The sequence below is a fragment of the Saccharococcus sp. Marseille-Q5394 genome (assembly GCF_946901335.1).
Lineage (GTDB): Bacteria > Bacillota > Bacilli > Bacillales_A > Planococcaceae > Sporosarcina > Sporosarcina luteola_C.
Genome location: NZ_CAMPPQ010000002.1, coordinates 1,222,881 through 1,243,699 on the forward strand (window position 1 = coordinate 1,222,881; position 20,819 = coordinate 1,243,699).

A 20,819-nucleotide genomic window follows, 5' to 3' on the forward strand; every position below is an offset into this window, starting at 1 on the left:
TGAGGGAGTTTATGCGCTTTTAGGAGCGTTTATGCGTATTTAGAAGCGTTTATGGACTTTTGCGAGCAATTATGCGTGTTTGAAGGTATTTATGCGCGTTTAAATGAAGACAATCAAAAACCACTGCTACTTTTCGGCAGTGGTTTTTCTGATCTTTACAAATGAAAGGATGGGCCGATTAGGTTCATAGGCGATTTCGCGGATACGGCTTTCACGGTTCCGCCCTCCATTATCGTGGACGAGTAAAATGAGTCCGCTTTCGCATTCCTTGTAGCCGACGACCGGAACCCAATGATAATCAAAAGCATAATTGCCGAACCAATGAAAAGAGAACCATTTATCGAACTTTGCCGCAACTGGCCGTCCTTCATTGATTTCTTCCTTCATTTCTTCAATCCGACACTTTTCAACCCGCCACCCCGAACCTAACAGTTTGCGGAGATTCCGGATGAAACGCCATTTGAACAGGCCAATTCGAGTCCCCCCGAGCATACGGTAAAGATCATTCACTTGGATGCCCGAATCGTGAAAATGATGGCGGAGGATGGTGAAAGCGGTGACCGGACCACATGCGGAAGGTTGGAAACGCTTATTGATATCGTCGCCGTATTGTGACTTTCCTTGAAAACCTTCCACCTGTTTCATTTGCTGGTCCCTCCATGAAAAGGATTTACAATGTAACTTTTTTCTCTTTCAGAAGGGTTTTAAGTGCCATTCTGAAATTGATATACGATTCGAATTCCATTTGGACGCCGGCAGCAATGATCTTTCTAACAATTAACGGGTTGAAACCGACTGAAATCGGACGGACATCCATTAGCTTCAGCGTATTGTTCAGCATTTGCAGTTCAAGCGCGAGCGAGTCATAATCATGCAGTTCTTTTTCATTCAAATCAGCAGCCGTGAAATCGAACACAACACAATTCACACTGCGATTTTCGTCCAGATATTCCAATACAAGTGTACGGATCAGCTCAAATCGTTCCGTTCCGGTGTAGCCGACAATTGGCACAAGAATTGTGTCATCGACAATGGAAGAAATGATTGGCACAGATGACTTTTTGATCGTTTGTTCCAAAACTGCTATTCGTTCTTTATATTTTTCTATTTCTTTTTCGTAATCCATTTTGCACCTCAGCATATGCGTTTTCTCTTATTATACGATATACCAAATGAAAAAAGGCATAATAAAAGAGGAGTGGGCCAAATTAGCCACTCCTCTACTCGTTATTCCTATGATTTTGGAATCAGTTCACAGTTTCAAGAAAATCGGTTACTTGATCTGGAGTTTTTGCATTTGCGCTATGTAAGTGCGCTTTCTTTTCCCCATTTTGGAATATGAGCAAGCTCGGAATTCCCATCACTTCATATTTCTCAGCGATTTCAGGCAACACGTCACGGTCCACGTCATACCATGTATACATATCATAGTCTTTGACGATTGGATCGATGAACATATCCATGCGTGTGCAGTCAGGGCACCAGCCCGCTTGGAATTTAATTAGCGATTTGTTTTCGCTGTTGATGACCTTGTTGAATTCCTCGGCAGTTGTAATTGATTTCATCATGAACACACTCCTTTACTATATGTATAGTGTACCTTCTTTTTATGAATGAAGATAATAAAATGCCCATAACAATAAATAGGAAATTCATGCATTTCAATATTGCGAAAAAGAAGAGAATGATATAGACTGATAGATATAGATAACGTTTCTATTTTTTTTGCCTGTAAAATGAATGAGTGTTCATTCAAAAGAAAAAGGGAGGCTTCGCATCGTGGCATATCAAATCAAGAAAGCAGCAGTATTAGGTTCAGGTGTAATGGGATCTGGGATTGCAGCCCATCTCGCCAATATCGGCATTCCTGTCCTTCTGCTGGATATCGTTCCAACTAAGTTGACAGAGCAAGAAGAAGCAAAGAACCTTACATTGGAGGATCGGCAAGTCCGCAATAAATTTGCGGCGACAGCTTTGGAGAAACTTTTGAAGCAGAAGCCGGCGCCATTGGCTGCAAAACAGAATCTATCACTTATTGAAGTCGGAAATTTCGAAGACGACTTGGAAAAATTAAATGATGTTGACTGGATCATTGAAGTTATCGTCGAGAATCTGGACATTAAAAAAAGTTTGTATGAAAAAATAGATGCAGTTCGAAAACCAGGTACAATTATCACCTCAAACACATCGGGTATCAGCATTGAAGCGATGGCGGAAGGGCGTTCGGAGGATTTCCAAAAGCATTTCCTTGGCACACACTTCTTCAACCCGCCACGTTATTTGAAATTGCTTGAAGTGATTCCTACTGCGAAAACGGATGAAAGCGTACTCAATTTCATGCTCCAATTCGGAGAGGATCGTTTAGGCAAAGGTGTCGTTATAGCGAAAGACACGCCGAACTTCATTGCCAACAGAATCGGAACGTACGGCCTGCTTGTAACACTTCGTGAAATGGAGAAGCGCGGCTATTCAATCGGGGAAGTCGACTCGGTGACGGGCACGTTGATCGGGCGCCCAAAATCGGCCACTTTCCGTACATTGGATGTAGTCGGTCTGGACACCTTCATGCACGTTGCAAAAAATGCATATGACAAGACGGAAGGCGAAGAGCAGAAAGTGTTCGAACTTCCGGCATTCATGAAGAAAATGATCGACAATGGATGGTTAGGCGCGAAGTCGAAGCAAGGATTCTACCTAAAGGAAGGAAAAGAGATCCTTGAATTAGATCCAGAAACATTCGAATATGGCCCAACGAAGAAATTGAAAACGCCTTCAATTGAGATGGCGAAGCAGCAAAAAGGTCTTGCGAATAAAGTAAAGACACTCGTTTACGCAAAAGATCGAACAGGGGAAATCCTATGGAGCATCCTTTCACCGACACTCCGTTACTCCGCCGAATTGAATGGGGAAATCGCTGATGATATCGTCGCTATCGACAATGCGATGAAATGGGGCTTCGGCTGGCAGCAAGGACCTTTCGAGATTTGGGATGCGATCGGCGTTGCCAAATCGGTTGAGAAGATGAAGGAAGAGAATGTTGCAATTCCTGCATTTGTTCAAACAATGCTCGATAACGGGTTCGAATCTTTCTATAAGGAAGAAGAGGGTGAAATCTTTTTCTACGACGGTGAAGGCTATCAGCCGGTAACTGTCAATGAAAAAGCGATCAACTTGAAGCTTTATAAGAAAAAACACGGCGTCATCAAAAAGAATTCCGGCGCAAGCCTGATCGACCTCGGCGATGGCATCGCCCTATTGGAATTCCATTCCCAATCGAATGCAATCGGTCTAGACATCATCCAGATGATCAATTTCGCGGTTGATGAAGTGGAGAAGAATTTCAAAGGCCTCGTCATCGGGAACCAAGGGAAGAACTTCTGTGTGGGCGCGAATCTAGCGATGATTTTAATGGAAGCACAGGATGATAATACTTTTGAACTTGATTACACCATCAAAGCTTTCCAAAACGCGATGATGAAAATCAAATATAGCCGGAAGCCGGTCGTTGCGGCGCCATTCCAAATGACGCTTGGCGGCGGGGCGGAAGTTTGCTTGCCGGCTGCACATATCCAAGCTTCGATGGAAACATATATGGGCTTGGTTGAAGTCGGCGTCGGTCTGATCCCTGGTGGGGGCGGCAACGTCAACTTGTACACGAAGCATCTGAAAGGATTGCCGAACGGTGTGCACGTCGATTACCAATACGTAGCGAATAAAGTGTTCGAAACGATTGCCATGGCGAAAGTATCGACATCTGCGGAAGAAGCGAAAGAGAACAACTTCCTGAATTTCGCGGACGGCATTAGCGTCAATCCGGATCACCTGATTTATGACGCGAAGCAGGCAGCGTTGGCATTGTATGAAGCCGGCTATACCCCTCCTAAGAAGGAGAAGATCCCGGTCACAGGAGATTCCGGATATGCAACGATGCTTCTCGGAGCGGAAGGCATGCATCTGTCAGGCTTTATTAGTGACCACGACTTGAAAATAGCGAAGAAGCTCGCATTTGTTTTATCAGGCGGAAAAGTGCCTTATGGAACTCTTGTCGATGAACAATACATGTTGGACCTTGAACGGGAAGCATTCCTGAGTCTCATTCAAGAACCGAAATCCCAACAGCGGATGCAGCATATGCTCCTGAAAGGGAAGCCGCTGCGCAATTGATCTGCATAGATAGCAAAAGGAGGAAGTCGAATGCGTGAAGCAGTAATTGTAGCAGGTGCAAGGACGCCGGTCGGAAAAGCGGGCCGAGGGAGTCTAGCAACTGTTCGCCCGGATGATCTGGGAGCTTTGACAATTAAAGAAACATTGAAACGTGCAAATGGATACGATGGACCAATAGATGACTTGATCATTGGATGTGCAATGCCGGAAGCGGAGCAAGGCATGAACGTCGCCCGCAATATTGGGGCGCTCGCAGGATTGCCTGACACAACGCCGGCAATTACGGTAAACCGATTCTGTTCTTCGGGCCTTCAATCGATCGCATATGCGGCAGAGCGGATCATGCTCGGCCAGTCCGAAGCGATCATCGCTGGCGGCGTCGAGTCGATGAGCATGGTACCGATGATGGGGAATACGATCAGACCGAACTTCAAATTGGCAGAAACGGCTCCCCAATATTATATGGGAATGGGCCATACAGCTGAGCAAGTCGCAGTGAAGTACGGCGTAAGCCGCGAAGACCAAGATGCATTCGCTGTCCGTTCACATGAAAAAGCAGCAGCGGCAATTGAAGCTGGCAAATTTATTGACGAAATCGTTCCTGTGGAAGTAGTGAAACGTTTTGTCGACGGAAACGGCAAGTACCAGGAAAAGACGGTCCTCTTTGAAATGGACGAAGGCGTCCGTACGGGTACCTCAATGGAAGTGTTGGGCAAATTACGCCCGGCATTCTCCGTAAAAGGATCCGTCACTGCCGGAAATGCATCCCAAACATCCGACGGAGCTGCATCCGTCCTCGTCATGGATCGCGAAATTGCCGAAGGGAAAGGCTTGAAACCGATCGCGAAATTCCGTTCATTCGCCGTAGGTGGCGTGCCGCCTGAAGTGATGGGCATCGGACCGATTGAAGCTGTTCCGAAAGCATTGAAACTTGCTGGACTATCCATCGAGGACATCGACCTATGGGAGCTGAATGAAGCATTCGCATCCCAATCACTGCAAGTCATCCGCCACTTAGGACTGGATATGGATAAAGTCAACGTCAATGGTGGAGCAATCGCCCTAGGCCATCCACTCGGCGCAACAGGGTCCGTCCTGACACTTCGATTGATGAACGAACTAAAACGCCAAGGCAAGCAATTCGGCGTCGTCACAATGTGCATCGGCGGCGGAATGGGCGCAGCCGGAGTATTTGAACTGCTATAAGAAGTGCTTTATGAGCTTTTAGAAGCGTTTATGCGTGTCTGCGCAGATTTATGAGGCTTACCGGCGTCTTATGCGTCTTTGAAACCATTTATGCGTGATTCCGGTGAATTATGCGTAATTGGGACCGTTTATGCGTATTTGTAGTGAATTTATGCGTTTTAAAATAGACACTTAGGATTGCAGCGAAAGGCGGCGACTCCTGGGGGATTAGCACGAGCTGAAGACCCTGGACTGAGCGAACGCCGTTACGAAGAACGGCGTTTGCGAGCAAAAGCGCAGCGTTGCGAGCACTTGCGCGAGGGAAGCGGCTGAAGCCGTGCCCCCCGGAAAGCGTCCGCCTGTAGCGGAAATCCGTATTTAAATTACTATTTAAGAGGAGGAATATATAATGACTGAAACAACAACAAAGGATTTCATCCGCGGAGGAGCATTCCTCATCGAGGACATCGACGCATCACGCGTATTCACACCAGAAGACTTCTCAGACGAACAAAAAATGATCGCGAAAACAACAGAGGACTATGTGAAAAACGAAGTCCTTCCAGTCGTGGAAAACTTAGAAAAACATGAATTCGAACACTCTGTAAAACTATTGAAATCCGCAGGAGACCTCGGTCTTCTCGGTGCAGACGTACCTGAAGAATACGACGGCCTCGGCCTCGATAAAATCTCATCAGCGTTGATCGCTGAAAAAATGTCCGTAGCGGGTGGCTTCTCCATCACTCACGGAGCGCACGTCGGAATCGGTACATTGCCAATCGTCCTTTTCGGTAATGAAGAACAGAAGAAAAAGTATTTGCCGAACTCCGTATCCGGCGATAAAATTTCCGCGTACGCATTGACTGAGCCAGGCTCCGGATCAGACGCACTTGGTGCAAAAACAACTGCAAAATTGAACGAAGCCGGCACTCACTACGTCTTGAACGGTGAAAAGCAATGGATCACAAACGCAGGATTCGCAGACGTATTCGTCGTTTATGCAAAAGTCGATGGCGATAAATTCTCGGCATTCATCGTTGAAAGAGAATTCCCAGGCGTTTCTGTCGGGGCAGAAGAGAAGAAGATGGGCATCAAGTCATCTTCAACTCGTACATTGATTTTGGAAGATGCACAAGTTCCTGTTGAAAACCTGTTAGGGGAAATCGGAAGAGGCCATGTCATCGCATTTAACATTTTGAACATCGGCCGTTATAAATTAGGTGTCGGCACTATCGGCGGTTCCAAACGCGCTCTTGAATTGGCAATCACGTATGCAAACCAGCGCCAACAATTCAAGACGCCAATCTCTTCATTCAATCTAACGAAGGAAAAGCTTGCAACGATGGCTTCTAAGCTATATGCGACGGAGAGCTTGATCTACCGTACAGTCGGATACTTTGAAGAGCGCAACAGCCAAATGACGGCGGAGCAGCAAAAAGATGGAAAGGCGGTAGCGGCATCAATTGCAGAATACGCGATTGAATGCTCCATCAATAAAGTTGTCGGCTCCGAAGTTCTTGACTATATCGCTGATGAAGCGGTCCAATTGCACGGCGGGTACGGATTCATGCAGGAATACGAAGTGGAGCGCATTTACCGCGACTCACGCATCAACCGCATTTTCGAAGGAACAAATGAAATCAACCGTCTGATCGTTCCTGGTACGTTCTTGAAGAAAGCAATGAAAGGCGAATTGCCATTGCTTCAACAGGCACAAAGCTTGCAGGAAGAGCTTCTTATGATGATGCCTGAAGAAATCGGGGACGAAGCATTGGCTCAAGAAAAAGTGCTCGTGAAAAATGCGAAGAAAATCGGCTTGCTAGCAGCTGGAATGGCCGCTCAACGTTTCGGCACGAAACTCGAAGCGGAGCAGGAAGTCCTAGTAAACATCGCTGATATTGCAAACAACGTCTTCGCTATGGAATCCGCATTGCTCCGTACGGAAAAAGCGGTTGCTAAAAATGGTGAAGAGAAAGAGAAGCAAAAGATCTTGTACACGGAAATCTTCTGTCAGGAAGCGTTCGAAGCAATTGAAAAGGACGCAAAGGAGACACTTCTTGCTTCCGTTGAGGGCGATAACCAACGGATGATGCTTTCCGCATTACGCAAATTGACGCGTTCGAATCCATACAACATCATCGCGAAAAAACGCGAAGCATCCGTTAAATTGATTGACGCAGAAAAATACATCGTTTGATTACACACACCGCCCTGGATTTATCCCGGGCGGCTTCTCTGTTATACTTAGGTAAAATGGAGGTGTTGCGAATTGTCTTTAACATACTACGGGTATCCGAAATGCGGAACTTGCAGGAAAGCGAAAAAGTGGTTGGAAAACGCGGAGTTGGAATTCAAAGAGGTCAACATCGTTGAAAATCCACCGACTAAAGAGGAACTTCAACAAATGATCGGAAACTCCAACCTGGACATTAAGAAGTTCTTCAATGTGAGCGGAATGAAATACCGTGAGTTGAATTTGAAGGACAAGCTGCCTGGAATGACGGCTGATGAAAAGGTCGAACTGTTATCTACGGACGGCATGCTTATCAAAAGACCGATTGTTACGGATGGCTCAAATGTGACTGTCGGCTTCAAGGAAGAAACGTATGAGGAAGTTTGGGGAGCGTAATATACTTTCTTGTCTTTAGCTTCCGAATATGTCAAAATTGAATGGAAATCAATAAATGCATACTTAATGGAGGGGTACGGGATGAACACACCTAAAGAATTTCGTTATTCAGAAGAGCACGAATGGGTAAAGGATGAGAGCGGAAAGTATCGAATCGGTATTACACATTTTGCGCAATCCGAACTTGGCGATATCGTTTTCGTTGAATTGCCGCAAGTTGGAGATGAAGTGAAAGCAGATGAGCCATTCGGAAGTGTTGAATCAGTGAAAACTGTATCTGAATTATATGCTCCGATCAGCGGTAAAGTCGTCGAAGTGAACGAAGAATTGGAAGACAGCCCTGAATTGGTGAATGAATCTCCATTTGAAGGTGCTTGGATGATCGTTGTGGAAGCATCAGACGAAGCTGAGCTAGATGCACTCATGTCAGCTGAAGACTATGACAAAATGACTGTAGGCGAGTAAGTAAATGAAGTGGCGCTTGGACCAAACTCCGGCGCTTTTTTCAATGGAGGGGTGCAGGTGGATACTCATAAAGTCCTCATCGTCGAAGGCGGTTCGGACCGGAAAAGATTACAAAAGGTGCTGGCTGAGCCGGTTGAGATCATTTGTACGAATGGGACAGTGAGTCCGTATCGGATCGATGAGATGCTTATGCCTTATGAGGATTGTGACCTGTTCGTTTTTCTGGATGCCGATGAATCCGGAGAGAAGATCCGGACTTTATTCAAAAGGGATTATCCTGAAGCGATCCACCTTTATACAGAGCGGGTTTACCGCCAAGTTGAAACGACTCCATACAGAGTGCTTGCAGCCATACTCCTCTCCGAAAACTTTGATGTGCATCCCGAATTTTTACTATGAAGGTGATGAAGAGTGGCCACTATTGAGAATTGGACACGTGCGCAATGGGAAGACAGCAAAAATGTTTATCCCGAATCAATATTTTATTTATACACACCAATGTGCGGAACCTGTGCGGTTGCTTCAAAAATGATTGAAGTCATTGCTGCCATGAAACCGGATCTGCCCATTGGGAAGGCTGACTTGAATTATGTGGAGGATCTCGCTGTTGATTATGAAATTGAAAGCGTCCCTTGTTTATTAATTCAGAAGGATGGGGAGATTGTCCATAAAATTTACGCTTTCCAGTCGATTCCGCATCTTCTTGAGAAAATAGATTGACATACCTCAGAAGTTCATGATATAAGTATATCTATTAACTTTAACTGAATATGTCGCTCTTATAAAGAGAGGTGGAGGGAAGTGCCCTATGAAGCCCGGCAACCGTCACGAATGTGAAATGGTGCCAAATCACGCAAAGCATTTGCTTTGAGAGATGAGAGATCGGATTGACGTTTTTTTGAATATAACGTTTCAGCCTTTCTGCTTGTCTGCAGAAAGGCTTTTATTATGGAAAAGATCGTGTAGAGGTGATAGTGATGATTCAATTGATAGACGTCAAAAAAAGTTTTGGCCGGCTGAACGATGAAATCCTGGCGGTGGATAATGTTTCCCTTACGATCGAAGAGGGTGAAATCTTCGGTATCATCGGTTATAGCGGTGCCGGAAAAAGTACGTTGATCCGCCTTTTGAATGGGCTTGAAACTCCGACGACGGGAACAATAAAAATTGGAAACCGTGAAATATCGGCATTCACAGGCAAAGAACTGCGTGAAGCAAGGCAAAAAATCAGTATGATTTTTCAACATTTCAATTTACTTTGGTCCCGTACGGTCAAGCAGAACATAGCATTTCCTCTTGAAATCGCGGGAGTGAAAAAAGCGGAGCGAGAACGGAAGGTGGCCGAACTAATCGAACTCGTCGGACTAAGCGGAAGGGAGAATGCCTATCCATCCGAGCTTTCCGGTGGTCAAAAGCAACGTGTCGGTATTGCACGGGCGTTGGCGAATGATCCTGAAGTACTTCTCTGCGATGAGGCGACTTCCGCGCTTGACCCGGAAACGACAGATGCCATCCTTGATCTGTTGACAAGCATTAATGAACGGCTCGGATTGACGATTGTTCTAATAACACATGAAATGCATGTCATCCGGAAGATCTGTCATCGTGTAGCGGTTATGGAATCCGGAAAAGTCGTGGAAATCGGTCCTGTGCTGGACGTGTTCCAGTCACCGCAAGCTCCGATTACAAAGCGGTTCGTTTCCCAAGTGACGGAACCCGAGGGAACCGAACAGGCACTTGCCCATTTGCCTGGGGGCACACTCATAAAACTAATCTTTGTCGGGGAACGGACGGAGCAGCCTGTATTGGCGAGTTTGATCCGACAATTTGAGATCGACGTGAATATTGTCCAAGGGAATATATCCCACACGAAAGGCGGCGCTTACGGCTCGCTCATTTTACAGCTTGTCGGTATAGAGAAAGATATTGACGGGGCGATTGCCTATCTACATGAACAAGGTGTACAGACAGAGGTGATTGGCAATGATTGAGAATTTATTACCACACGTCAATTGGGATAAAATGTGGGAAGCGACTATTGAAACGTTATATATGACAGGGCTCTCCACTCTGTATACCTTCGTATTCGGGCTGGTTCTTGGCGTACTTTTATTCTTATCAAGCCCCGGCCAGCTATGGAGAAATAGATTGGTATACGGCGTCACTGGAGCATTCGTTAATATATTCCGCTCCATTCCTTTCATCATTTTAATTATCCTGATTATCCCGTTCACGACGTTGCTCGTTGGAACGATCCGTGGTCCGGAAGCGGCCATCCCGGCCCTTGTCATTGGAGCAGCACCGTTTTATGCGAGAATGGTCATGATCGGCCTTCGTGAAATAGATAGAGGTGTTATTGAAGCTGCAAGATCGATGGGTGCTAAAACAAGTACGATCATCTTCAAAGTATTGCTGCCCGAATCGATGCCTGCTCTTATTTCGGGGCTTACAGTAACTTCGATCGCACTTGTCGGATATACGGCAATGGCCGGAGTCATCGGTGCTGGGGGGCTCGGAAACCTTGCATACTATGAAGGATTCCAACGAAGCCGGACTGACGTGATGATTGTCGCAACTATTATTATTTTGATTGTCGTATTTGCAATCCAGATCATCGGCGACTTTGCGGTGAAGAAATTGGACAAGCGATAATTTGCAGGAGTGTCCTGTTAATTATAAATATCATCTAAGAATGGGGAGAGAAATCATGAAGAAGGTATTATCTGCACTACTATTGACGGTTCTCGTGCTTGCTTTGGCAGCTTGCGGGACAAAAGATAAAGAAGATGGGGCTAGCGGAAGCAAGAATGCTGATGGCGGCAATAAAGAATCGACGAAAATCGTAGTCGGCGCTTCCAATACACCGCATGCCGTCATTTTGGAAAAAGTGAAGCCGTTATTGAAGGAAAAAGGAATCGACTTGGAAATCGAAACATACCAGGAATATATATTGCCTAACAAAGACTTGGAATCAGGTGTATTGGATGCGAACTACTTCCAAACCATTCCTTACTTGGAAAGTCAAATTGCTGATTTCGGCTACGACTTTGTCAATGCGGGAGGAATCCATATCGAACCGATGGGTGTTTATTCGAAGGAATATAAATCATTAGATGAATTGCCGGACGGTGCAACAGTCCTTATGAGCAATTCGGTTTCGGATCATGGCCGTGTGCTTGAAATGCTTGAGGAAAATGGCTTGATCACACTTGCTGAGGGTGTTGATAAAGTGAAAGCGGAACTTACAGATATTGTGGACAATCCGAAAAACCTGAAGTTTGAACCGGATTACGAAGCAGCATTGCTTCCAACTCTATACAATAATAATGAAGGCGACGCAGTTTTGATCAACTCTAACTATGCAATCGATGCGGGCTTGAACCCGCTTGAAGATTCAATTGCAATTGAAAAAACGGATTCTCCTTACGTAAACGTCATTACGGTCCGTTCTGGAGATGAAGACAACGAAGCGATCAAAGCGCTTGTAGAAGTATTGACTTCTGAAGAAATTCAGGAATTTATCTTGAAAGAATGGGGCGGTTCTGTCGTTCCTGTTAACTAATTGAGTAAAGCCGTCTGTTTCCGTTTCATCGGAGACAGGCGTTTTTTTGTTTTTTGTCCTCCATAAAGTAGTAAAACCCATAAAGGTGTTCCCATTTATTCTTCACTATGGTAAAGTGGGTTTGTTGTTTTTTTAAACATTTGTACTTTTGAGGAGGACATTTTATGAAGAGGAAGATAGGCCTTATATGGCGAATCATTATCGCCATAGGGCTTGCGGTGGGCATTGGTTTGTTGCTCCCAGAAATACATGAAGGTTTTGCGCATTGGTTCACTAGGTTATTTGCGACGTTCAATATGATTTTCGGCGGTTTTCTAAACTTTGTTGTACCGTTTATTATCATTGCATTTATTGCACCTGGAATAGCAAAGCTTGGTAGCGGATCTGGTAAATTGTTAGGATTGGCTACTGTGCTCGCATATGCTTCTACGATTGCAGCAGGGATTATGGCATTTTTGGCTGCAACGACAATCTTGCCTAAATTCATTGGCGGCATTGGCTCTCAATCTGTTGAAAACGCTGGGAAATCCCCGGCCATAACATTCTTCGAACTTGAAATGACACCCGTAATGGGCGTCATGTCTGCATTGCTGCTCGCTTTCATTTTCGGTATCGGAATGGCATCCATCAACAGCAAAACGATGCTGTCATTCTTTGAAGAATTGAATACCCTTATTGAAAAAGTTATTTCATTCGTCATCATTCCGTTATTACCATTCCATATCTTTGGTATTTTCCTTAACATGACGTACAGCGGACAAGTGGCGAAAGTGTTGTCGGTCTTCTCACTCGTATTCGTCATGGTCATCGCACTACATATCATCATGTTGATGATTCAATATACAATCGCCGGAACACTTTCGAAGAAAAATCCGTTCTTCCTCATGAAAACAATGGCGCCTGCCTATATGACGGCACTCGGAACGCAATCATCGGCTGCTACAATTCCCGTAACGCTGCAACAAGCGAAGAAGACAGGGGCATCCGAGAAAGTGACGGACTTCACAGTACCGTTATTCGCAACGATCCACTTATCCGGAAGTACGATTACGCTAGTATCCTGCTCCATCGGCGTCCTGCTCATGAACGGCATGCCATTCAGCTTCTCGGACTATCTGCCATTCATCCTCATGCTTGGCGTAACGATGATCGCAGCACCTGGAGTTCCAGGAGGGGCAGTTATGGCGGCAGTAGGCCTGCTCAGCACAATGCTAGGATTCGATGAATCAATGGTCGCATTGATGATCGCACTCTACATGGCGCAAGACAGCTTCGGCACAGCCACCAACGTAACCGGCGACGGAGCCCTAGCCATGATCGTTGACCGCCTAACCCCAAAAGTGAAAGGCGTAGAAACGGAATAACTTAAAAAGTAGAAGGAGGAATATTAAAATTCCCTGCCTTCTATTTTTTATTTATAAATAAAGCTATATTCATTGATTCTCAGTAAGCAGCCGATAATTGAAAATGGGTTTCATTTCAAACAAACTAACAAAACGTTGTAATACTCATATTTTCCCCATAAAACGATAATAATTCTTAATGATTTGCAACAACGTGCAGAATGAGCTAAAATTAGAATGATACTAAATAGAGAATGGTTTACCCCGTTCATCTTTATCATATTGGAGGTATTGGAATGGCAACTTTGGAAATCAAAGACCTTCACGTAGAAATTGAAGGTAAGGAAATATTGAAAGGCGTCAACCTAACAATCAATACAGGTGAGATCCATGCGATCATGGGACCTAACGGAACCGGTAAATCGACACTTGCATCAGCAATCATGGGCCACCCAAAATATGAGGTGACTTCCGGATCTGTCTTGCTTGATGGCGAAGATGTCCTTGAAATGGAAGTGGATGAGCGCGCTAAAGCGGGACTTTTCCTTGCAATGCAATACCCGAGTGAAATTAATGGAGTAACGAACGCGGACTTCATGCGCTCTGCAATCAATGCGCGCCGTGAAGAAGGCGATGAAATATCCCTTATGAAATTCATCCGTGAATTGGACAGCAAGATGGACGTCCTTGAAATGGATCAAGATATGGCGACTCGTTATTTGAACGAAGGATTCTCCGGCGGAGAGAAAAAACGCAATGAAATCCTTCAATTGATGATGCTTCAGCCGAAATTTGCAGTACTCGACGAAATTGACTCCGGACTCGACATCGATGCATTGAAAGTCGTTTCAGAAGGAATCAATCAAATGCGCGGAGAAGGATTCGGATGCCTGATCATCACTCACTACCAACGCCTTCTCGACTACATCACGCCTGACTTTGTCCACGTTATGATGCAGGGCAGAGTTGTTAAATCCGGCGGAGCAGAGCTTGCGAAACAGCTTGAAGAGGCTGGTTATGATTGGATTAAGGAAGAATTAGGAATCGAAGATGAAACAGTAGGACAAGAAGCATAAGAAAGGGGACGATTCAAAATGACGGTTGAAACAAAAATGGCATTGACCGAACAGGACGTCCGCTCTTTCTCCGCAAACATGAATGAAGCCGATTGGATGGCAGATTTCCGCGCAGATGCGTTAGCTAAAGTGGAACAGCTTCCGATGCCAACACCAGATAAAACAAAAATCGACAAGTGGAACTTTGTTGAGTTCCCAGTACATGCAGTCGAAAGTTCGACATTCGCGACACTGGCAGACCTGCCTGCTGAAGCGAAGGAGTTGGTTAACGATGATCAACAGAACATTTATGTGCAGCATAATAATACACCTGCATTCCTTTCCCTTTCAGAGGATTTGAAAGCGAAGGGTGTTATCATGACTGATATTTTCACTGCTTCACGTGAGCATGCCGATCTAATGAAGAAATATTTCATGACGGATGGCGTGAAAGTTGATGAACATAAACTAACAGCGTTGCATGCAGCACTTATAAATGGCGGCGTATTCGTCTATGTGCCGAAAGGCGTCGAAATCGCAGAACCGCTTCAAGTTCTGTTTTTACACGACGACGCTCAAGCATCCCTCTTCAACCATGTCATCGTCGTAGCTGAGGCGAACAGCTCTTTGACATACGTGGAAAACTATCTGTCTACAGTCGAAGAGGCTGCAGGACAGGCCAATATCGTTGCGGAAGTATTCGCAGGCGATAACGCGAAAGTCATCTATGGCGCAGTAGACGTCCTTGCAAAAGGATTCACGACATACGTCAACCGCCGCGGAGTAGCTGGAGCGCAGAGCCGTATCGAATGGGCGTTAGGATTGATGAACGACAGCGATACGATTTCTGAAAACATTACGCATCTCGTCGGAAACGGCTCTTCAAGTGATATGAAGACTGTCGTTGTCGGCCGAGGAAGCCAAAGGCAGAACTTCACATCTGAAATCGTCCACTGGGGACTTGATACAGATGCATTCATCTTAAAGCACGGTGTAATGAAGGAGTCTGCTTCATCTATCTTTAACGGCATTGGCAGAATTGCAAAAGGTGCTACAAGATCGAACGCTGTCCAAGAGTCACGGATTTTGATGCTAAGTGAAAAAGCCCGTGGAGATGCGAATCCGATCCTATTGATCGATGAGGACGATGTGACTGCCGGTCACGCAGCGTCGGTTGGCCGTGTAGATCCGCTTCAATTGTTCTACTTGATGAGCCGTGGAATTTCTCAACAGGAAGCAGAACGCCTTGTCATCCATGGTTTCCTTGCACCTGTCGTAAGCAAATTGCCTATCGAGGGCGTCAAGAAGCAATTGACGGAGGTTATTGAAAGGAAAGTGCGCTAATGCTCAGCAAAGACATCCGCAAACATTTCCCGATACTTGACCAGGAAATCAACGGGCACCCGCTCGTTTATTTAGACAGTGCCGCGACTTCACAAAAGCCGCGGCAAGTCATTGAGGCAATCAATGACTATTACGCGTACGATAATGCGAACGTCCACCGAGGTGTCCATACACTTGGCAATAGGGCAACCGATCATTATGAAGGAGCTCGTGAAAAGGTCCGCAAGTTCATCAATGCGAAATCCACGCAGGAAGTGATTTTTACTCGCGGAACGACAACAGCCCTCAACATGGTAGCCCAAAGCTATGGACGTGCGAATGTCGAAGAAGGCGATGAAATCGTCATCACCCATATGGAACACCATTCCAATATTATTCCGTGGCAGCAATTGGCGAAGGAAAAAGGCGCAGTCTTGAAGTATGTCATTTTAGAAGAAGATGGCACACTCTCTCTTGATAAAGTTCGTGAAGCTGTAACTGATCGCACGAAGATCGTCTCGATCATGTATGTATCCAATGTGCTTGGTACGATGAACCCGATCAAAGAAATTACAGAGATTGCGCATGCTCATGGCGCTGTCATGGTCGTCGATGGTGCGCAGGCTGCTCCGCACTTGAAATTGGATGTCCAGTCATTGAACTGCGATTTCCTCGCTTTTTCAGGCCATAAAATGTGCGGCCCTACGGGGATTGGTGTCCTTTATGGAAAGAAAGAGTTATTGAACGAAATGGAGCCGGTTGAATTCGGTGGTGAAATGATCGATTTTGTCGGTCTATACGAATCAACGTGGAAAGAGCTTCCGTGGAAATTCGAAGGAGGCACGCCGATTATTGCAGGAGCGATTGGGCTCGGCGCTGCCATCGACTTTTTGGAAGAAATCGGTTTAGATCAAATTGAAAAGCATGAACACGAGCTTGCAGGTTATGCGATGGAGAAAATGTCATCCATGGACGGTCTGACGATCTATGGACCGCGTGATCCTGATAAACGTGCGGGCATCGTTACATTTAATCTGGATAATGTCCACCCTCATGATCTTGCCACGGTACTAGATATGAACGGAATCGCAGTGCGGGCAGGTCATCATTGTGCACAGCCGCTTATGAAATGGCTCGAATGCTCTGCGACAGCCCGTGCAAGCTTCTATGTGTACAACACGGAAGAAGATGTTGACCGTCTCGTAGAAGGACTCCAGATTGCAAAGGAGTATTTCCAATAATGCCTACAAATAAATTAGACCAGCTATATCGTTCAGTCATCATGGATCATTATAAAAATCCACGGAATAAAGGTGTGCTGGAAGAGAACAATATCACAATCGACATGAACAATCCGACGTGCGGAGATGTCATCCATCTGACCCTCAATGTCGAAGATGGGATTGTGCAAGATGCCAAGTTCGAAGGGGAAGGCTGTTCTATCTCCATGGCATCCGCGTCAATGATGACACAAATGATCAAGAACAAAGACATCGACACGGCGGTAAAATACGCCCACGTGTTTTCGGACATTATGCTTGGAAAAGAAATTGATGAATCCATCGATTTGGGTGATCTCGAAGCCCTTTCCGGAGTCGCCAAATTCCCTGCGCGCATCAAGTGTGCAACACTTGCATGGAAGGCGATGGAAAAAGGTCTCGGGTCAGAAGACGAGCAATAATCCGAAAACGGTTCCCGGCGATAACTTGCATGCCGGGCAACTAGGGTAAAGCAATACAAATGTTAGAACGGAGGAATAATGATGGCTAAGAAAATGCCTGATATTGGCGATTACAAATATGGTTTCGCGGATAAAGACGTATCTGTTTTCCGTTCGGAGCGTGGGTTGACACGTGAAATAGTTGAAGAAATTTCGAGTATGAAAAATGAACCTCAATGGATGTTGGACTACCGTCTGAAATCCCTTGAAATCTTCTACAGCAAACCGATGCCTCAATGGGGCGGAGATTTAGGTTCACTGAACTTCGATGAAATCACATATTACGTAAAACCTTCCGAAGCGACAGAGCGTTCGTGGGATGAAGTGCCTGAAGAAATCAAGCGCACGTTCGACAAATTAGGTATTCCTGAAGCTGAGCAAAAATACCTTGCTGGTGTTTCTGCACAGTACGAATCCGAAGTTGTTTACCACAACATGAAGGAAGAGCTCACAGATATGGGCATCGTCTTCAAAGATACAGACTCAGCATTGCGTGAAAACGAAGAGTTGTTCAAAAAATATTGGGGAACAGTCATTCCGAACACAGATAACAAGTTCGCTGCACTGAACTCCGCTGTATGGTCTGGTGGTTCATTCATCTATGTACCGCCTGGCATCAAACTGGACACACCGCTTCAAGCTTACTTCCGTATCAACTCGGAAAACATGGGGCAATTCGAACGTACGCTGATCGTTGTAGACGAAGGCGCAAGCGTCCACTATGTTGAAGGATGTACTGCACCTGTTTACACAACGAACTCACTCCACAGTGCGGTCGTTGAAATTATCATTAAAAAAGATGCGTACTGCCGTTACACAACGATTCAAAACTGGGCAAACAACGTTTACAACCTAGTTACGAAGCGTGCAGTATGTGAAGCGAACGCAACAATGGAATGGGTCGACGGTAACATCGGTTCGAAGCTGACGATGAAATACCCTGCATGTATCCTTAAAGGTGAAGGTGCACGTGGTATGACATTGTCCATCGCTTTGGCTGGTAAAGGGCAGCACCAAGATGCAGGAGCAAAAATGATGCACTTGGCGCCGAACACGTCATCCACAATCGTTTCGAAATCGATTTCCCAACACGGTGGTAAAGTTACGTACCGTGGGATCGTCCACTTCGGCCGCCGTGCAGACGGTGCACGTGCGAATATCGAATGTGACACGCTCATCATGGATAAACTATCGACGTCCGATACGATTCCATACAACGAAATCTTCAACGACAACATTTCACTCGAGCACGAAGCGAAAGTTTCGAAAGTCTCGGAAGAGCAGCTCTTCTATTTGATGAGCCGCGGAATTCCTGAGCTTGAAGCGACTGAAATGATCGTTATGGGCTTCATCGAGCCATTCACGAAAGAATTGCCGATGGAATACGCAGTAGAAATGAACCGCTTGATTCGCTTTGAAATGGAAGGTTCAATCGGTTAATATAGCAACAAGAAAAACCGCCTCATTGCAGGCGGTTTTTTCTATTTTCAAATCCTGCGCTCATAACAAGCCGCATCGCGCTCATAACCTGCAGTTTCGCGCTCATAACCTGCAGCATCGCGCCCATAACATGCGGCATCGCGCCCATAACATGCGGCATCACGCCCATAACATTCGGCATCGCGCTCATAACCTGTGAGATAATACCATCTAATAAGACAAACTATAAAGCGCACACTTATAATCAATAGTATAGGAGTGTTGCTAAAATGGAAACAAAGCCAAGGATGTATACGTTTGAGGAGAAAAAGGAAGTAGTGGAACTATTTTTTGAGGGCTATACAGTTAAAGAGTTGATGGAGAGATTTGATATATCCAACCGAAGAAGAATCTATGAGTGGTCCAAGAAAGTGCGGGATGCCAATTCATTTGACGTCTTAAGGGATCGGCGTGGCCTGATGAATAAAGGAAGAAAGAGGAAGGAATCCATCGAAGAGGAAAATGAACGTCTGAAATTAGAGGTTTTGTATTTAAAAAAGCTTATACGGCTGAGAGAGGAGTGAATGCGACACAAGCCGATTTTGAATTTGTAGAAGCTCATAAGGATGAGTTCTCAATCACGATGTTGACCAAGATAACCGATCATCTAAGCCGTACTCATTACTATAAACTTCTTGACGGTAAAAAGGGGCCGACGCGGGAAGAACGGGATAAGCCGTTATTGAACAAGATGTTGTCCCTCTATATCACCCACGGAGGAAATCTGGGAAATGAGAGGTTCAAGATCGAGCTTTATGAAAAATATGGTGACGTCGTAAATGTGAAGAAGATTTCACGGATGCGGAGGATGTATAACCTTCCTTTGAAGACGAAACGTAGAAAGCCGAGAAAAGCCGGGGAGATTCATCATATTGTAGGTAACCTGTTAAATCGTAATTTCAAAGCGAAGAGACCTGGAAAGAAACTTTGCATCGACATCACCTACCTGAAAGTCGTCAAGCCACGTGAGAACTTCCTGTTCCTCTGCGCCATCACGGATCTGTACAACAATGAAATCGTTGCCTACAGTATCGGGGAGGACATGACGACAGGGCTGGTGTTCAAAGCACTTGATCAACTAAAAGAAAAAGGACTTGTAAAAAAGAACACGATCCTACACAGTGATCAAGGTGTTCAATTCACAAGTCCCAGATACGTGAACCGGTTGAAGGAAATGAAAATCATCCAATCGATGTCCCGCAGAGGCAACTGCTGGGACAATGCCTGCATCGAAAGCTTCTTCGGCAAGTTGAAGACAGAGATGCCGGGCTTCTCCGTTCCGGAGACCCGTAAGGAGATGATCAAAGCCGTCACCGATTACATCACCTATTATAACGAATTGAGGCCGCAATTGAAATTAAAGAAGAGTCCAATCGCTTACCGGCTGACTGAGGCTGCTTGAGCGGAAGGAACGCAAGGCACTGGCTGGCGACTTTACGTGGAGCAGCAGGCATGATAGCCTCATCGGGTAGAACCAGCTGTCACCGGCTGGTTATCCTGGTTCGGGAATCATGCCTGCAGAGGCTCCATGTCAAGTCGCAAACCGGTATATTTGTAAATAAATGAGATGTGCGCAACAAAAATTACTGAGCGTTTTATTAAGTGTCCTATTGACAGGTAGTAAGTCACCTGCAGTTTCGCGCTCATAACCTGCAGCATCGCGCCCATAACATGCGGCATCGCGCCCATAACATGCGGCATCACGCCCATAACATTCGGCATCGCGCTCATAACATGTGGCATCGCGCTCATAACATGCGGCATCGCGCTCGTAAACCCGGCCCCCGCGCTCATAACTTCTCCTTCCGCGCTTAAAGCCATGATGCAAAATGGCGGAATCCCCTCATCGACATATGATATGATGACATTATTCATCTACGAACCGGAAAGAGGG

Annotated in this window: 23 protein-coding genes and 1 riboswitch; of the genes, 18 read left to right on the forward strand and 5 right to left on the reverse strand. The window is 45.6% G+C overall.

The annotated features are described in order from the left end of the window. Positions 1–126: 126 nt before the first annotated feature. The 3 genes from OC538_RS16735 to OC538_RS16745 all read right to left on the reverse strand — a co-directional run bounded on the left by OC538_RS16735 (position 127) and on the right by OC538_RS16745 (position 1,565). Positions 127–645, reverse strand: coding sequence for a hypothetical protein (locus OC538_RS16735; RefSeq protein WP_262177466.1), 519 nt, complete (start codon positions 643–645; stop codon positions 127–129). A 25-nt stretch (positions 646–670) separates the two neighbouring features. Then, on the reverse strand, positions 671–1,126 hold the full coding sequence (locus OC538_RS16740) for an STAS domain-containing protein (protein ID WP_251700977.1): 456 nt from the start codon (positions 1,124–1,126) through the stop codon (positions 671–673). A 121-nt stretch (positions 1,127–1,247) separates the two neighbouring features. After that, positions 1,248–1,565, reverse strand: coding sequence for a thioredoxin family protein (locus OC538_RS16745; protein ID WP_251696871.1), 318 nt, complete (start codon positions 1,563–1,565; stop codon positions 1,248–1,250). A 214-nt stretch (positions 1,566–1,779) separates the two neighbouring features. Between OC538_RS16745 and OC538_RS16750 the strand changes: the two genes are divergently transcribed. The 16 genes from OC538_RS16750 (at position 1,780) to sufB (ending at position 18,886) form a co-directional block, all read left to right on the forward strand. After that, complete coding sequence (locus tag OC538_RS16750) at positions 1,780–4,164, forward strand: 3-hydroxyacyl-CoA dehydrogenase/enoyl-CoA hydratase family protein (protein ID WP_262177471.1); 2,385 nt, start codon at positions 1,780–1,782, stop codon at positions 4,162–4,164. A gap of 30 nt (positions 4,165–4,194) precedes the next feature. Then, the gene (locus tag OC538_RS16755; protein ID WP_251696742.1) at positions 4,195–5,370 is read left to right on the forward strand and encodes an acetyl-CoA C-acetyltransferase; all 1,176 of its coding nucleotides are present in this window, start codon (positions 4,195–4,197) and stop codon (positions 5,368–5,370) included. A 388-nt stretch (positions 5,371–5,758) separates the two neighbouring features. Beyond that, positions 5,759–7,546 carry an acyl-CoA dehydrogenase family protein gene (locus tag OC538_RS16760; protein WP_251696741.1) on the forward strand — a complete coding sequence of 596 codons (1,788 nt, stop codon included), beginning with the start codon at positions 5,759–5,761 and terminating at the stop codon, positions 7,544–7,546. Positions 7,547–7,618: 72 nt separating this feature from the next. Next, a complete protein-coding gene (locus tag OC538_RS16765; protein ID WP_262177478.1) occupies positions 7,619–7,978 on the forward strand; it encodes an arsenate reductase family protein in 360 nt (119 codons plus the stop codon). 81 nt (positions 7,979–8,059) lie between these two features. Beyond that, a complete protein-coding gene (gcvH, locus tag OC538_RS16770) occupies positions 8,060–8,443 on the forward strand; it encodes a glycine cleavage system protein GcvH (RefSeq protein ID WP_251629303.1) in 384 nt (127 codons plus the stop codon). Positions 8,444–8,500: 57 nt separating this feature from the next. Then, positions 8,501–8,842: a toprim domain-containing protein gene (locus OC538_RS16775; protein WP_262177481.1), complete on the forward strand. Its 342-nt coding sequence runs from the start codon at positions 8,501–8,503 to the stop codon at positions 8,840–8,842. Between the two features lie 12 nt (positions 8,843–8,854). Beyond that, the gene (locus OC538_RS16780) at positions 8,855–9,163 is read left to right on the forward strand and encodes a thioredoxin family protein (RefSeq protein ID WP_410055882.1); all 309 of its coding nucleotides are present in this window, start codon (positions 8,855–8,857) and stop codon (positions 9,161–9,163) included. Between the two features lie 56 nt (positions 9,164–9,219). Continuing rightward, a riboswitch (SAM riboswitch) is annotated at positions 9,220–9,324 on the forward strand. Between the two features lie 96 nt (positions 9,325–9,420). Continuing rightward, on the forward strand, positions 9,421–10,434 hold the full coding sequence (locus tag OC538_RS16785; RefSeq protein ID WP_262177483.1) for a methionine ABC transporter ATP-binding protein: 1,014 nt from the start codon (positions 9,421–9,423) through the stop codon (positions 10,432–10,434). Next, the gene (locus tag OC538_RS16790) at positions 10,427–11,095 is read left to right on the forward strand and encodes a methionine ABC transporter permease (protein ID WP_262177486.1); all 669 of its coding nucleotides are present in this window, start codon (positions 10,427–10,429) and stop codon (positions 11,093–11,095) included. The genes OC538_RS16785 and OC538_RS16790 overlap by 8 nt, the downstream gene beginning before the upstream one ends. Before the next feature lie 55 nt (positions 11,096–11,150). After that, the gene (locus tag OC538_RS16795) at positions 11,151–12,005 is read left to right on the forward strand and encodes a MetQ/NlpA family ABC transporter substrate-binding protein (RefSeq protein ID WP_262177488.1); all 855 of its coding nucleotides are present in this window, start codon (positions 11,151–11,153) and stop codon (positions 12,003–12,005) included. 164 nt (positions 12,006–12,169) lie between these two features. Beyond that, positions 12,170–13,369 carry a dicarboxylate/amino acid:cation symporter gene (locus tag OC538_RS16800; RefSeq protein ID WP_262177491.1) on the forward strand — a complete coding sequence of 400 codons (1,200 nt, stop codon included), beginning with the start codon at positions 12,170–12,172 and terminating at the stop codon, positions 13,367–13,369. A gap of 275 nt (positions 13,370–13,644) precedes the next feature. Continuing rightward, a complete protein-coding gene (sufC, locus tag OC538_RS16805; RefSeq protein ID WP_262177493.1) occupies positions 13,645–14,424 on the forward strand; it encodes a Fe-S cluster assembly ATPase SufC in 780 nt (259 codons plus the stop codon). Between the two features lie 18 nt (positions 14,425–14,442). Beyond that, a complete protein-coding gene (sufD, locus tag OC538_RS16810) occupies positions 14,443–15,747 on the forward strand; it encodes a Fe-S cluster assembly protein SufD (protein WP_262177496.1) in 1,305 nt (434 codons plus the stop codon). Beyond that, complete coding sequence (locus OC538_RS16815; protein ID WP_251700967.1) at positions 15,747–16,967, forward strand: cysteine desulfurase; 1,221 nt, start codon at positions 15,747–15,749, stop codon at positions 16,965–16,967. The genes sufD and OC538_RS16815 overlap by 1 nt, the downstream gene beginning before the upstream one ends. Then, a complete protein-coding gene (gene sufU / locus OC538_RS16820) occupies positions 16,967–17,407 on the forward strand; it encodes a Fe-S cluster assembly sulfur transfer protein SufU (RefSeq protein WP_262177501.1) in 441 nt (146 codons plus the stop codon). Before OC538_RS16815 ends, sufU begins: the two co-directional genes overlap by 1 nt. Positions 17,408–17,488: 81 nt before the next feature. Beyond that, complete coding sequence (gene sufB / locus OC538_RS16825; protein ID WP_251696728.1) at positions 17,489–18,886, forward strand: Fe-S cluster assembly protein SufB; 1,398 nt, start codon at positions 17,489–17,491, stop codon at positions 18,884–18,886. 22 nt (positions 18,887–18,908) lie between these two features. Here the strand turns inward: sufB and OC538_RS16830 are convergent, their stop codons facing one another. Further along, entirely contained in the window at positions 18,909–19,067 is a 159-nt protein-coding gene (locus OC538_RS16830) for a hypothetical protein (RefSeq protein ID WP_262177504.1), read from the reverse strand. A gap of 88 nt (positions 19,068–19,155) precedes the next feature. Here OC538_RS16830 and OC538_RS16835 point away from each other — a divergent pair, with 88 nt between their 5' ends. Continuing rightward, entirely contained in the window at positions 19,156–19,449 is a 294-nt protein-coding gene (locus OC538_RS16835; protein WP_262173613.1) for a helix-turn-helix domain-containing protein, read from the forward strand. Beyond that, positions 19,446–20,327 carry an IS3 family transposase gene (locus tag OC538_RS16840; protein WP_262173614.1) on the forward strand — a complete coding sequence of 294 codons (882 nt, stop codon included), beginning with the start codon at positions 19,446–19,448 and terminating at the stop codon, positions 20,325–20,327. The genes OC538_RS16835 and OC538_RS16840 overlap by 4 nt, the downstream gene beginning before the upstream one ends. A 107-nt stretch (positions 20,328–20,434) precedes the next feature. Here the strand turns inward: OC538_RS16840 and OC538_RS16845 are convergent, their stop codons facing one another. Next, complete coding sequence (locus OC538_RS16845) at positions 20,435–20,800, reverse strand: hypothetical protein (RefSeq protein ID WP_262177506.1); 366 nt, start codon at positions 20,798–20,800, stop codon at positions 20,435–20,437. Between the last annotated feature and the right edge of the window lie 19 nt (positions 20,801–20,819).